Raw genomic sequence first — 14,467 nt, forward strand, 5'->3', positions numbered from 1 at the left:
CGCCAAATAGGATGTGCCGACGTTAGGAGGCGCATCGCTCGCGTCACTCAATACCATCAATCTCGTAGTTTTCATCTTGGATTCAAGTTATAAGGCCAATTGATTACAGACCCTGTTTTACCCGATTCCAATGAATATAATCAACATGGCGATTGTAATCGTCTTGGTCTTCAATCAAATGTGCCCAAAATCGTCGTTGCCACTTGTGTCCTTTGGGGATATTCCACGCTCGCGGCGCTTTTGACGGCTTTGTTAAATTCTTTCGCAGTGGTCGATTGCCCTATAAAATCTTCCTTATATCAATATTATCAATCAGCAGGTGAATGTTTTTTCGTTCGGCAAGATTGACGGTGAAAAACCATAGGGCTTTTGGTAGGTAAAAACGTCGGTATTCTGCCATGCTGTGTTTGGTACTCGAGCGATGCGCCTCCTTACGTCGGCACATCCTATTAAGCCCGTAATTAACGGAGCGTCATCACCTTTTGAATGCAGGAGTAAGGGTGACTTTTCATTGGATTCATCAAGCAATGAGTTTTTTCCATTCTGTCAAACTTTAACTTTTCAAGATACAATTCCGAATACTCTATAAAACCAGTCAACTGATATGCCAGCGGCATGATGGAGAACCGGTGAAGCGACCTATTTTTGCGGCCATTCCGTTTGGCTCCAGTCAAAAAACTAACGAAACCATGACCAACATCAAAGTCGACATTGAAAGTTCGGTCGAGAGCCTGCCTGGCGTTAAAAAATCCGAAAACGGCTGGAGTCCCCGGCAAGTATTGTTATTCAGCGGGCATATGATTGACGCGCCTGACCGGCCAACGCCCCGTTTTCCTGCCGACAAGGAAGGCATTGCCGCCCAAAAAATTGCCGAAATTCTGGAGAGCCTGTCCGCAGGTCCGGAAGATTTGGCTTTAACCCAGGGTGCCAACGGCGGTGATATCCTGTTTGCCGAGGCCTGTTTGACACGGGGCGTCAAGCTCATCCTGCTGCAACCGTTCGATGAACCGACGTTCATTCAAAAATCGGTTATTACCGGCGGCACTCGCTGGAAAGAGCGCTATTTGAACATTAAACCTCATGTTCATACCAAATCCGCACCTGCCGAATTAGGTGCACTTCCTGAAAATATGGATCCTTACGAACGCTGCAACCTCTGGTTACTGGATAGTGCGCTGGCTTATGGCGTCGATAAAGTCCGGTTTATCTGCTTGTGGAATGGTGCGGGCAGCAATGATCCGGGAGGGACTGCGCATATGGTGAATGAGGTAAAATCGAGCAAGGGGCAAGTCTATTGGTTGGATACTCGCAAATTGTGGTGAAGCAGGTTAAAGATGCATGTAACTATTCAGCGGAACAACCAGGCAAAGGTGGTGCACCCTGTAGGTTGCGGTTGGCGATAGCCAACCCAACATTTAAAGGCCAGGGTTTTAATTGTTGGGTTGCGAAAAGCAGGCAACCCAATCTACTCTGAGTAATTACAGATGCGTTTGGGTTCTGTGCTGCTTTAATTTGATAACCTGAATAGTATCAAAATGCTTTCATTACCCCAAAAATGAAAGTACTCTCGTATTGATCGCGCACTTTCATAGCAACCCTTGAGGGGGCCATTGTGGCGGAAAAATTAAATCATCTTGACGATCGCTTTTGGAATCGCTTGCTGAAAGCCATCGAAGAAGGCCAGGTCGTGCCGGTTATCGGTTCCCAGTTATTGGTCTGGCAAGATCAAGACCAGGTTCAGACGCTACAGCAGCGTATCGCCAAGCACCTGTTGGCTCTTTATGGCATAAATGCGCCTGCCAAGCTGACGCCACATAGAGAACTGCACGAAGTCGTCACGCTGCTCAAACCGACCGTCAATCTTCAAGATCTTTATGGCGATATTGCCGATGCACTGGAAGCGGTGCGCAATGACCCCGGCTTTAAATTACCCGCTGCAATTGAAAAGATTGCGGCCATCACCTCGTTTCGATTGCTGGTGACCTTGACGCCGGACACATTACTGGCTCAGGCTTTGCGTAAAAGAAGCGCCGTCATTGAAATAGTGCATTCGCCGAATTTGCCCACCAGTGAAGCCGGCGATCTGACGATTGACTGGCTAAAGAAACCGGGTGAAGTCAATTTGCTGTATCTGTTCGGAAAGATGCAATCGACGCCGGTATTTGCGATTCATGATGAAGATACACTGGAATACACGCATAACCTGCTGTCACGGGGCAGCAATGTGCCGCTTCGCTTTTTGGGTGAGTTGCAGCAACGCGGCTTGTTGTTTCTCGCTACGAACTTCCCGGATTGGTTCAGCCGATTTTTGTTGCGCTTAACCAATCAAACCCGGCTTTCAGATAAGAAAACCCGGGCCTGGCTGGTGGATGACGGGCAAAATCAGCCGGAATTGACGTTGTTTTTGCAAGGTTTCAGCCGGGAAACTGAAATCATTACCGAACTCACTCCACAAGCCTTTGTTGATGAATTGTATGCCCGCTGGTCGGCCAGAAACACGCCATCGTCCCCTTCATCCGGCACTGATAATCGCGTTCAATTTCCCGATCCAGCAAGTGTAGCGTTTTTTATCAGTTACTCGCGTGCCACGGATTTACCTGCAGCGGAAAAGCTGTATCAAACCCTGCGTGAACAAGGATTGTCCGACAATGAAATCTGGTTTGACCGGACGGCAATAGAGCCCGGCGGCGACTTTCAAAAACTGATCTATGACGGAATTCGCACCTGCCGTTACTTTTTACCGCTGATTTCATCGGCTGCCGATCGCTTTGACGAAAAATTCTTTTACCGTGAATGGAATGCCGCCATCGACAGAAGTAAAGGCATCAGCGGCCGTGAATTTATCGTCCCCGTTATTCTCGATGAAGACTACAACCCGCAAGGATATCAACGCGTACCCCAAGAGTGGTCGGGCTCCATCGATTTCGGCCATGCGCCGGGAGGGTTGGCCGATGCCCGCACGCGTCAACATTTGACCAAGTTGATACGCGAGTTGCGCCGCGGAGAAAAACCATGATGCCTCATCAGAGTTTACAGTTGAATGCGCAAAATCCCTGGCCCGGATTGGCCACTTATGATGAAACCGCCCGTCATTTCTTTTATGGCAGGGAAGAAGAGACGCAGGAATTGTTGCGATTAATCCGTTTATCACCGTTGACCGTGCTGTACGGAAAGTCCGGGTTAGGTAAAAGCTCATTATTGCAAGCGGGTTTGTTCCCCAAATTACGTCAGGAGCATTTTTTACCGGTTTATATCCGGCTGAATAAGGCCAATGTGGAAGCGATGCCTTTCCTTGATCAGGCCGCCTATTGGTTTCAGGAAGCCTTGAAGTCCGCAAAAGCCGACTGTCCCGATTTTACCGCAGGGGAAAATCTTTGGTGTTATCTGCACCGGCGCGATCTGGAAATCTGGAGTACGGATAATCAATTATTGACTCCGGTTTTTGTTTTTGATCAGTTTGAAGAAGTTTTTGCAGGAGCCAATCCGGATTTATCAGAGCCTCAGGTTTTATGCCATGGCTTAGCCGACTTGATAGAAAATAAATTACCGGCTCATTTTGCCGAGCAGAATCTCGACAAGCTGTTGATCGAAAAACTGGATTTACTCACGCAACATTACCGGGTCGTGCTTTCTTTTCGTGAGGACTTTTTGCCGGCACTGAAAAACTGGGAGCGTGATGTTCCTTCGTTACTCAAAAGCTGGTGCCAGTTAAAACCCCTATCCAGAGAACGCGCTATTCGCGCCGTGTCTCAGTCGGGAGCAGCCATTCTGGCGGAGGGTGCGGCTGAAGAAATCGTTGATTTTGTCGGCAACCTTGATAAATCAAAGACCGATGGAGACTCTACAATTGAGCCGGTTTTACTGAGTTTGTGCTGCTATCAGTTAAATGTGCGCCGGCAAGTAAAAAAATCACCGTGTATCGATGCGGAGTTGCTGCGTAACGAAGGTCAGGAAATTCTGGAGAGCTATTACGCCAATGCGCTTGCCTCAATGCACCGTTCCGTCGCTGAATTCATTGAAACCCGGTTAATTCAAGGTGACCGTTATCGCAGCAGTTACCCCGTTCAGTTGGCTTTAGACGAAGGTTTGCTGAACCAAAAACAATTGACCGAGTTGACCGACCGGCACCGGTTGCTACGAATCGATCAGCAACTGGGTACACCGCGAGTGGAATTGATTCATGATCGTCTGGTTTCCGTGGTGCGTAAGGCCAAAGAACGCCGACGTGTTAAAAAGGAAATAAAGCGCGCCTGGCTGTTGGCATTAGCCGCCATATTTGTGGTTGTGTCGTTTAGCGGCTGGCAACACTGGGAAGGCTCAACCAAGACCGAGTTAATCATCCAGACGGCCGAAGCCATTGCAAAACGTTCACGCGATCAGCTCCTGGTGCCATTAAATCAGACGATTGCTCCGCCTGACCGGCCTGTCAGCATAAAAAAAGGGGCCCTTATTTATGTGCAGATTCGAAATGACAGCCAGCGTCAAGCCGCCAGTCAAATTCAGAAATTATTGGTGGACCGGTATTACAAGGTGCCGGGCATAGAAACACTGGCAACGGGGCCCTCAACGACGGAGGTGAGGTATTTCAGAAATAATGAAGCAGGGGAGGCTCAGGCTATTGCCGATGTGTTGCTGCAACAAAAAATTCCGAACGTGACCACCAAATACATTGCCGGTTTTGAAAATTCAAAAGCGATACCACCGGGGCAATATGAAATCTGGTTCGCTACGGATGCGTTTAAGTAATCAGAAAACGTTACTATACCTTTCGCACTTCAAATTTCGGCAGTGCCTAAGGAGGCAACGGGTTGTTCGGCAAAGGCTTTGCCAGCATGGATGGTTTTAAGGCGTCCTTTGACGGGCACCCCGGTGCCGAATTTCGATCTACGATGGGTACAATCAGAGCGAAGCACAACAGTCCGTCGCGCTGAAGAGTTACCAGGAAACATAATAATAAATGAGGGGGATGTAATGGCTAATTCAAATGAAATAAACGCTCAAACCGGATCTGATCGCGAGAAACTACCCGATCTTCAAGAAATAAAATTAAGGGTCAAAGACTATAAAGGCAAACAAAATTTCGGTGATGCGCGTGATTTGCTTGAAAAAGCGCTCAGGGAATACCCGGATGAAGTCTGGATCACACAGCAACTGGCGCTATGTACCTATAAAGATGAAGAACTCTATCCAAAAACCCGGCTTAAAACGGCGCTGAAATTGCTGGATTCTATAGGACTGCGCAGAGCGGACAATAAAAATTCCGAAACGCTGGCATTGGGCGGAGCCATTTACAAGAGAATGTGGGAGTTTGACGGTCAACTTGAGTTTCTCTACGAGAGTCTGGCTTTTTATCGAGCGGCTTTCGAACGAAATCCCGAGCAAGACATGGGTTATGGCGGTATCAATGCCGCGTATTTGCTGGATTTACTGGCGGCGCGTGCGGAAAGCCTGGAAACCAGAAGCGGCTTAAAATCCAAAGAAGCGCCGAAGTTTCGCAAAGAAGCTAAGGATCTGCGGAACAAGGTTCGCGAGCAACTATTATCCTGTTTGCAAAAAAATCCTGAACTGGCCGGTCACTACTGGTTTTTAGTGACGTTGGGTGAAGCCTGCTTTGGCATGGGACTTTACGCCGAAGCCGCACAATGGCTGGATAAGACTCAGTCAGTCAGTGTCGAAGAGTGGGAGTTGCAAACCACCTTTCGGCAATGGGTAGGGATCGCCCGGGAACAACACATCGATGCTCCTGATGAAACGCAAAACCCTGAAGACTGGCATGAAGCATGGCAAACGTTGCAGCATTTACTGGGTGATGAAACGGCTGAAGCTTTGGTGTGTCATCGCGGCAAAGTTGGGCTGGCTTTATCCGGCGGGGGTTTCCGTGCCTCGTTTTTCCATTTGGGAGTCATGGCCCGGCTCGCCGAAGTCGATGCTTTGCGCGGAGTCGATGTCTTGTCTACCGTATCGGGCGGCAGTATTTTGGGGGTGCAGTATTATCTGGAAGTGCAGAAACTTTTCGAAAATTCGCCAAAAAAATTGAGCCGGAACGATTATCTGGATATCGTTGAAAAACTGCAAAATGATTTTCTCAAAGGCGTCGAAACCAATATCAGGATGCGCGCCTTTGGCAATTTTGCCGACAATGTGAGGATGCTATTTTCCAACAGCTATTCACGCAGTCATAAATTGGGCGAATTATATGAAAGGAATCTTTATTCCAAGGTTGCTGACGGAAAAGGTGACCAGCCGAGGACCATGCCTGACTTGCTGGTAAAGCCGGTGCAAGGTCGATTCCAGGGCGACAGTTTTAAGCCCAACGCCCATAACTGGCGGCGAGTAGCCAAAGTGCCGGTGTTGTTGTTAAATACGACGTCGCTTAATTCCGGGCACAACTGGTTCTTTACTGCAGCCTGGATGGGCGAACCGCCCGGTTTGATCGATGTAGACAGCAACGAGCGGTTCCGGCGGCTTTATTATTATCAGGCGCCCGAGCATTTGAAAAAATTCCGGGTGGGTTCTGCGGCGGCCGCTTCTTCTTGTGTTCCCGGTTTGTTCGAACCCTTGGTTTTAGATAAGCTTTATGAAGACCGCACCGTCAAGCTGGTCGATGGCGGCGTCTATGATAATCAGGGCGTACAAGGCTTAATCGCGGAAGGATGTACGCTGATTTTATGCAGCGACGCCAGCGGTCAAATGGCCGACTCTTATGATCCTGCGGAAGATCCTGGCGGCGTTTTACTGCGCACGGTTTCCGTGCTGCAGGACAGGGTTCGCGAATCTCAGTACCAGGATTTACAAGTACGGCTTGATAGCCGATCACTGCAGGGCGTATTTTTTATTCATACCCAAAAAGAACTGGATCCCAAACCTTTGGATTGGATAGGATGCCAGGACCGCAAGCCTGATATTCCTACATCTAAAGTAACCTCATACGGCATTGCAAAGGACTTGCAAAAGAAAATTGCAGGCCTGCGTACTGATCTGGATTCATTTACCGAAGTGGAAGCCTATGCGCTGATGGCCAGCGGTTATTTGATGGCTGACAAGCAATTAAAAGACTTGGATCAGCAGCATAAAAATGAGGGTAAACCGGGTACTTGGGGGGATTTTAAGGTTTATGCCGAACAGCAAAGAGACTGGGAATTCCTGAAACTGAAAGATGTTCTGGCTGAGGAAGCCGGTGAGCAAGCGTCAGAAAAAAGAAAAGATCTGGAACTGCAATTAAGCGTTGGCAGTGAATTATTCTTTAAAGCCTGGCAATTGATACCCTGGCTTAAAATAGTATCGGGTGCTGCCTTCGTTTTGATCGCGTGGCTATCGATTAAAATGGTAATTTCTCAATGGGATAACACGCTTTTTTCTATCTCGGTAGGCAAGGCCATGATTGCTTTGCTGGGTTTTGTCGCCGCTTTGTTTTTTCCGGCTTTAAAGTGGTTAAACCCGAAGGAAGAAGCACGAAGCTGGGTCATCAAGTTTGCCATTGCACTCACAGGCTATGCCATGGCCAAGTTGCATCTGGCTATTTTTGATCCGTTGTTTTTAGCCCGGGGACGTTTGGTTCGCTTGCTTGATTTGGGCAAAAAATAGCGAGGCTGTTGTTTGAGCTTTGAGACGGATAGCTGACCATCCATGGCTCTGGATGCCGCGCTTCCCTATGGGCATGACGGCGCTTTGTTAAATTTGATGTAATTTTCAGCGTAGATTGAATTAGGTTTTACCCGCCAACCCAACCTACGCGCTGCATCATCTTAATTTTGTTTTAACGTGGAGGTGTGGCTATGAAAACCGTCTCATATAAAGCAGGAACTGATTGCCGCCGGGCGGCACAATACCTGATTACCATCCTGATAGTGTTGCCGGTTGGGTTGTTAATCAGTCTCTTACCCGTTATGACTGAAATAAAATTGGCCCATAAACTGATGGCGGCTGATTGCGTTGTGTTTGCAACAAAAATGACGGCCTTGATTCTGTTTTATCGTTTTGCTGAACATGCGATCGCTGCGATTGTTGAGGACGGCAGAGCTCGTTCGTTTGTTCGCAATATTGGGAAACCGCTAACCATTTTAGTGATTGTCATCATCGCTCAGGGATTGCTCTGGCAAGTGATAGGGCCGTTTGTAGCTTCGACCGGCAAAAAGATCTTTTTTGTCGCGGCCATCCTGCTGATTTTAGCCGCCAGCGGGTGGCTGATCTTCAAAGCTTACCAATCCGCTCCCTATTTGATGGAGGCAGTACAAAGGTTTCGTAATCCGTTGGCGAAAGTCATGGCGGTTATTACCAGTCCATGCCCTTCATGCGGTCACCGGCTGTCTAAATCAGCAAAGTTTTGCAGCCAATGCGGAGAAAAAACAGTTGAACCGCTGACGTGCATTCATTGTGGCGCATCGCTGGCACCGGATCAAAAGTATTGCTGGCAGTGCGGCGCAACGACCAATCCCGGTGACAGCAAGGACACTGAGGTGTTTTTTGATGGTGAATGAGTTTGTGTAGCGGATACGCGGAATTTTACTTCTGCATTTCAGTGTCAAAACGGTATCGATGAGTCACTTGGTTTTTTTGTAATTATTCAACGCAGGTTTGGTTACATGCTTTTCGCGTAACTACTCGCCCGCTTGAAATGTTAGGTTGGCTATCGCCAATCGCAACCTACACGGTGCATCACCTTTATTTTGTTGTTCCGCTCAGGGGGATGGTAGGGGCTGGTATAGGAAAAACAATAGTCCTATAGGGCAAAGTAGACGGTGTTTGTCTCCCGTAAAACAGGATTGATCATGACAACAACTTAGCCAACTGCGGATCGTTTCGCAATAACACGCACCACTTGGCAACCGACGACAGCTCGGCATCGGGCCTGCTCATATCTCTTATCTGGAGAAGTTAACTTTTGGCTTTTGGTATTGCTCAATCAAACGTGAAGCCTTTGTTCAAACCTTTCTACGCGTTTCCGTTAATGGTTCATGCGTCAATAGACGCCCAGGGCCACTTGTCATAATTTGTCTATGAACTTGCTAACGACATGCCATGCCCATACCAAAGCGCGGATCGCCTTCCAAAATATCGTTGCCAAACTGCCTTAAGGTTTTTGAATGCGCCGATTTTATGCGTTGCAGATGCATGCAGAGAGCTACCTTTGTTGATTAGCTTCCAGCAGTTCGATTGGCGCGTCGTCACCGACTACAACAGGCATATTGTTCTTCCATATCACGACGTACTGCCCTAAGCGCCGTTTACCCTCCAAGGTCATCGTCACGGTTTGCCGCAAGCAATCGAGCATGGATTGCGAGTCCTGATCTGGCGTCGGGGGTATGAGTGCGCTCATTGCAGAGCCTCCTGTTGTAACAACTCGAAAAATTCGGAATGATAAATTTCACGCTGGCCGGCCTGTTGCCGAAACACCAACTCGGGACGGTCGCCATGATTCATAAAACAACGGGTTTGGTCGGCGTTAATAAAATGTCGGCAATGTGCGGTCCTGGGCAAATAGTCCTGTGCAAAGGTGGTTTTACCCGCCCCGTTCGGCAAATCGTTATACACAAATGTCGTCATACCCTCCGGGAAGCGGGTATCCAGTGCCATGGATGGCAGGTTTCGAGCTATCCATGCAGCCTGGACCCCGGCAATCCATGCCGGGGTGACGGACGGTATAAGGGTATACCGTTCGGCCCGGCGATGATCCAACAGGTCGGCATCAGGTTGTCTCCAGTTGGCGCATTTTGGCCATTTCGGGTTCCTGTATCCAGCCTTTGTCGACTTCCAGCTTGAGCTGGGCATAAAAGGCATCGATTTCGCCGCCGAAGCGTTGCCATAAATCCTTGGCGGCCATTTCGCCTTTTTGATGAGCGAGTATCGCGGCCAGTGGCGCTTGTTCCTTGGTGCTGGGTGGTGTACCCAGGCGCAACGAGGCTATCAGTTCGGTTTTGGGGCTTTCAAGGGTTCGTTCTCCTCGGGTTCGGTAGTGATGCCGGTAAAACTTGAAGTAACTGCTGTAGCGAAAAGCGCGGCCAACTTTTGCTTATGTTCAAGCTGGTTTCGCCATGACTGGCAAAAAGCTGTCATTACGTCCAGATTTTTCAGAATGTTGCGTTGTTCGGCTAATGGCGGTATTGGCAAAGGAAAACTTCGCAACTGGGTCATGTTAATAGATGCCAGATTGGTCGTTTGTTTTGACGCACCGGCAAAGTAATTTCGACCGATACCTGAGTTAAAGATCAGTTCAACCCATTCGTTTAACAACCGTTCGGAGGGAACCCTAGCTTTAAAAACATGATTTTGATGTAGACAGTTGTCGATACCGCCCTTCCAAATCGCCGTTCGCCCAACCTTATCCCAGTCGCCACCTTCCGTAATCAGTAAATCGCCTTCCAAAACTTGATATTTCGTTAATTCTGCTTTGGTTATCTGAATGGTCTTCAGCTGATCCAACTTAAAAAAACCTCGCTGGACATTCGCCACAGACAAATACGGACAAGTAACCACATCCTTGCCTCGCAAGTCGCGACCTTTGGTTACGCCACCTATGACGACTGCAACCTCGTCAAAAGGTATAACAGCCCAATGTTCCGGGTAGTTTAATTCGACGTGTTCGACATTTAGGATGAGTTTTTGCTTTCTCATCAATCCTGAAGAAACGTATTCTGACCGTAACGTAGAACAAGCAGAGATGATTTCCGTTAAATCGGACTGGTCGCTTGTTACTTTTGCTAACAAGCCTAAAACCGCTAAATCCTTGAGATTAGCAATAAACTCATTGATGTCCTCCGGCACCTGAAACAGCCTGCTGAAGTTTTCTTCGAGGAAGGTCCAGGCAAGTTGCAATTCGTGCGGACTGGTGGAAGCGCCGACGGCTTGCAGGGTGGACTGGCGCAGATTGTTTTGCAGGTTGCGGCGCTGTTGCTGCTGGAGTTCCAGCTTGTCGCACAAGGCCATCAGCTCATCGACTTTGGTGACGATACGGGATTGTTCGGCAAGTGGTGGTAACGGAATTGGCAATTCACGAACCTTATCCGCATTTAAGTTTTGTACGACTGCACCAGCAGCTGCCTTCAGAAAGAAATTGGCGACAATCGGCGATGAAAGTAAGTGATATAGGTAGTCCTTTTCAAGACATGATGGTGGGTGAATCCTTAACCATCCGTCATGAATACATCCTTCTATGGTTGTGATGTATGGACGGCCAAAACTCATTGAGTTTGTTAATAAAAAGTCGCCCGGATAAACCATGCGAGTTTTAACTAAACCCTCTTTCTTTATTTTTTCTCTCGTCGAAGTGATGAATTTAGAACCTTTGACAGTGTCTCCAATTTTTATCCAGTTCAATCCATCTGGATCATTGGTTAAAAAATCATCAATTGGCCGGGGCGATCCTCCACGCTCAATTTCAGCTATATCACCAAGGCGCGCCCATTCCCAACCCTGAGGTTTTTCGAAAGGCATTTCATTTGGACTGATCGTTGTTAGAGTTTTCGGAAGTTTTGATTTGCTATTTCTTAATACGTCGTGGTTGCCCGATGAAATGCCTTTGAGTAACTCATTCTCTAGTGAATCAGTGGGGTCTTGTGCGAGCAATTTGCCCTGTACTGCGAGGGCTAATACCATTTCGCGCAGCCGCGCCACTCCTCCCGGCGCATTAGCAATATGTCCAAACTCAGCCAAAAACTGCTTAGCATCCATCAGGCTTCGCTCCCGTTATTGTTATCCAGTCGCTGACGCGAGCGTGTTATCGCGTCGTGCAATTTTTGTTGCAACACGGCCTTAGGCGGCAGTTCGGTCAGATATTCGGCAACGTGGATGCCGGTCTGGTCCAGCTCCAGCAGTTCGATTTGTTCCTGCTTCTTGCCGCTACAGAGAATAATGCCCAGCGGCGAGGCTTCGCCGGGTTCCTGTTCATATTTCGCCAGCCAACGCAGGTATAGCTCCATCTGGCCTTTGTCGGCGGCTTTGAAGTCGCCCAGTTTCAGGTCGATGGCGACCAGACGTTTCAAGCGGCGGTTGTAAAACAAGAGGTCGATGTAGAAGTCGTCGTTGTCGATCTGCAAGCGTTTTTGCCGGGCGACAAAGGTAAAACCGGCGCCCAATTCCAGCAGGAAGTTTTCCAGTTCGCGCAGGATGGCGTCTTCCAGGTCTTTTTCCAGGTAACGGTCTTGCAGGCCCAGAAAGTCGAGCACATAAGGGTCTTTCAGCACTAGGGCGGGGGTGATGTCACCGGTCTCTCGCAACGCGGCCAGTTCGGCGGTCAATACTTCATCGGGCTGGCGTGATAGTGCGGTGCGTTCGAACAGCATGGAGTCCAGCCGACCTTGGAGGGTACGGGTGCTCCAACGTTCGGCTCGGCACATTTCTATATAGAATTCGCGTTTCAGCGGGTCGTCGATGTAAATCAGGCTGCGCAGATGGGTCCAGCTTAATTGTCTACTCAGTGCGTAGACAATCTCTTCGGTTGGAAATACCTCGGCAAAGCGCAGCATATGACGCAGGTTTTTGCTGGAAAAGCCGCGCCCGTAGTCGGTTTCCAGTTGCTTGGCCAAGCTAATAACGATTTGTTCGCCGTATTCGGCGCGCTCGCCATTGAGCACTTCGCGCCGGATGCGCTGGCCGATATGCCAGTACAGCAGGGTCAACGCGCTGTTGACGGCGATAGCCAGCTGCGCGCGGCTTTGGCCTATCAGTTGGCGAATATCGGTCAACAGGGCTTGCGAGTCTGGATGGTCGATGGGTTTCATGCTTCCGCCTCGGCGGTAAAGTGATGCGCCAACGCGGCGGCCAGTTCGCTTTTTAAAAGATTTTCGGTTTCCTCTATCTCGCCGAGCAGGGTTTTATATTTGTCCAGCAGTACGTCGGGATCGTGGCTTTCTTCCACTGCGGCATTGGGATTTTTCATGTCCAGATTATAGATCGGCCAGTACAGACGATCGCCGGCGGCCTGGGCATCGCGGGCAGCCAAACGCAAAGTATCGGCTTGTTCGCGCAAGCCGGCCATTTGTTCTTCCACTTTTTTGCGATACTCGGCATCGTTGATGCCGGTCAGCGAGGTGCGCAAATCCCTGACTTGGTTTTCCAGCGCAGCCGCTTGATTGTTCAAGTCCTCGGACTTGTCCCAATGCGGCTTGGCGGCCGCTTCGGCTTGCTGTTTCAAGGTTTTAAAGTCGACTTTCCAGGCCAGCTCGCTTTCCATCCGGTCGGCGAAGTCGTTGTCTTCCTTGCCCCACCAGGCTTTTTCGGCCTCGAATTCTTCCAGGCGGATCGGTTTGGTTTTGGAATAGCTTTTGTAACCAGACGGATACGGATGTTCGTAAAACCAGATGGTTTCGGTCGGCTTGCCTTTGTTGAAAAACAGCAGATTGGTTTTGATGGTGGTGTACGGCGCAAACACGCCTTTGGGCAGGCGAATCACGGTATGCAGGTTGCACTCGCTTAGCAGCAGTTCTTTGAGTTTGCCCTTGATGCCATCGCCGAACATAAAGCCGTCCGGCAATACCACGGCGGCGCGGCCGTCTTCCTTCAGCAGCTTTTTGATGATCAGGGCCATGAACATGTCGGCGGTTTCGCGGGTTTTCAAATCGCCGGGATAATCGGAACCCACGCCGTCGTCTTCGTAGCCACCAAACGGTGGGTTAGTGACCAGACAATCGACTTTTTCGTTGGCGTTCCAGTCGTTCCAAGCCCTACCCAGGGTGTTGCGACGTTCAATTTGGCTGGGTACTTCAATACCATGCAGCAACATGTTGGTGGTACACAGCAGATGTGGCAGCTGCTTTTTCTCCATGCCGCGGATCAGATCCTCAATGGCGCGTTTATCGTCGGAACCCGATTTATCGCTCAGTTGGCGAAGAAAATGGTCGATGGCGGCGGATAAAAAGCCACCGGTGCCGCAGGCCGGATCGAGCACGGTTTCGCGCTTTGCCAGATTGGGATTGAGCGTTTGCACCATGAACTGTGTGATGGCCCTAGGCGTGTAGAACTCACCGGCATTACCGGCACCGCGCAGGTCGCTGAGCAGTTGCTCGTAGACATCGCCCAAGTGGATACGGGCTTTGAAGTCGTGGAAGTTGATGGCTTCTTCCAGCTTTTCAATCACGGCCAGCATTTGCGGGCCGGATTTCATGTAATTGTTGGAATCCTCGAAAACCTGCTTGATGACTTTTTGGGTGGGGCCGTCCGCCGCGTCTATTTCCTTCAGTGTGGGAAACAGCTGGTTGTTGACGAAAGCGATCAGTTCGCTGGCCTGGATTTGCGGTTTTTTCTTGCCTTGTTCATCGGATTTATAGGCAGCCCAATTGCGCCAACGGAGATTTTCCGGCAACGGCGATTGGTAGTCGTTATCGTCGTCTTCCCATTCTTCTTCGCGTTGGTCGAATACTTTGAGAAACAGCATCCAGGTCAATTGGCCGATACGCTGCGCGTCGCCGTCGACGCCGTCGTCCTTGCGCATGATGTCCTGGATGGATTTGATGGTACTGCTTAGATTCATGTT

Annotated in this window: 11 protein-coding genes; 5 read left to right on the forward strand and 6 right to left on the reverse strand. The window is 49.4% G+C overall.

Annotation, left to right across the window (positions count from 1 at the left end):
• The first annotated feature begins 629 nt into the window (after positions 1-629).
• The 5 genes from GO003_RS07740 to GO003_RS07760 all read left to right on the forward strand — a co-directional run bounded on the left by GO003_RS07740 (position 630) and on the right by GO003_RS07760 (position 8,477).
• Complete coding sequence (locus GO003_RS07740; protein ID WP_231088864.1) at positions 630-1,322, forward strand: hypothetical protein; 693 nt, start codon at positions 630-632, stop codon at positions 1,320-1,322.
• A gap of 290 nt (positions 1,323-1,612) precedes the next feature.
• Entirely contained in the window at positions 1,613-3,016 is a 1,404-nt protein-coding gene (locus GO003_RS07745) for a toll/interleukin-1 receptor domain-containing protein (protein WP_231088865.1), read from the forward strand.
• The gene (locus tag GO003_RS07750) at positions 3,013-4,746 is read left to right on the forward strand and encodes a LytR C-terminal domain-containing protein (RefSeq protein ID WP_159653636.1); all 1,734 of its coding nucleotides are present in this window, start codon (positions 3,013-3,015) and stop codon (positions 4,744-4,746) included. Before GO003_RS07745 ends, GO003_RS07750 begins: the two co-directional genes overlap by 4 nt.
• 225 nt (positions 4,747-4,971) lie before the next feature.
• Positions 4,972-7,584 carry a tetratricopeptide repeat-containing protein gene (locus GO003_RS07755; protein WP_159653634.1) on the forward strand — a complete coding sequence of 871 codons (2,613 nt, stop codon included), beginning with the start codon at positions 4,972-4,974 and terminating at the stop codon, positions 7,582-7,584.
• A 191-nt stretch (positions 7,585-7,775) separates the two neighbouring features.
• Complete coding sequence (locus GO003_RS07760; protein ID WP_159653632.1) at positions 7,776-8,477, forward strand: zinc ribbon domain-containing protein; 702 nt, start codon at positions 7,776-7,778, stop codon at positions 8,475-8,477.
• Between the two features lie 644 nt (positions 8,478-9,121).
• Here the strand turns inward: GO003_RS07760 and GO003_RS07765 are convergent.
• Genes GO003_RS07765 through GO003_RS07790 form a run of 6 tightly spaced genes read right to left on the reverse strand, consistent with a single transcriptional unit; the run spans position 9,122 to position 14,464 of the window.
• The gene (locus tag GO003_RS07765; protein WP_159653630.1) at positions 9,122-9,316 is read right to left on the reverse strand and encodes a hypothetical protein; all 195 of its coding nucleotides are present in this window, start codon (positions 9,314-9,316) and stop codon (positions 9,122-9,124) included.
• Positions 9,313-9,675 carry a hypothetical protein gene (locus GO003_RS07770; protein ID WP_159653628.1) on the reverse strand — a complete coding sequence of 121 codons (363 nt, stop codon included), beginning with the start codon at positions 9,673-9,675 and terminating at the stop codon, positions 9,313-9,315. Before GO003_RS07770 ends, GO003_RS07765 begins: the two co-directional genes overlap by 4 nt.
• Before the next feature lie 10 nt (positions 9,676-9,685).
• Complete coding sequence (locus GO003_RS07775; protein WP_206444599.1) at positions 9,686-9,895, reverse strand: hypothetical protein; 210 nt, start codon at positions 9,893-9,895, stop codon at positions 9,686-9,688.
• Positions 9,896-9,903: 8 nt separating this feature from the next.
• Positions 9,904-11,667, reverse strand: a complete 1,764-nt coding sequence (locus GO003_RS07780; protein WP_206444598.1) for a restriction endonuclease subunit S — start codon at positions 11,665-11,667, stop codon at positions 9,904-9,906.
• Positions 11,667-12,716 carry a PDDEXK nuclease domain-containing protein gene (locus tag GO003_RS07785; RefSeq protein WP_159653626.1) on the reverse strand — a complete coding sequence of 350 codons (1,050 nt, stop codon included), beginning with the start codon at positions 12,714-12,716 and terminating at the stop codon, positions 11,667-11,669. Before GO003_RS07785 ends, GO003_RS07780 begins: the two co-directional genes overlap by 1 nt.
• Positions 12,713-14,464 carry a class I SAM-dependent DNA methyltransferase gene (locus tag GO003_RS07790; protein ID WP_159653624.1) on the reverse strand — a complete coding sequence of 584 codons (1,752 nt, stop codon included), beginning with the start codon at positions 14,462-14,464 and terminating at the stop codon, positions 12,713-12,715. Before GO003_RS07790 ends, GO003_RS07785 begins: the two co-directional genes overlap by 4 nt.
• Between the last annotated feature and the right edge of the window lie 3 nt (positions 14,465-14,467).

Origin of the sequence: Methylicorpusculum oleiharenae (assembly GCF_009828925.2) — a bacterium.
GTDB lineage: Bacteria > Pseudomonadota > Gammaproteobacteria > Methylococcales > Methylomonadaceae > Methylicorpusculum > Methylicorpusculum oleiharenae.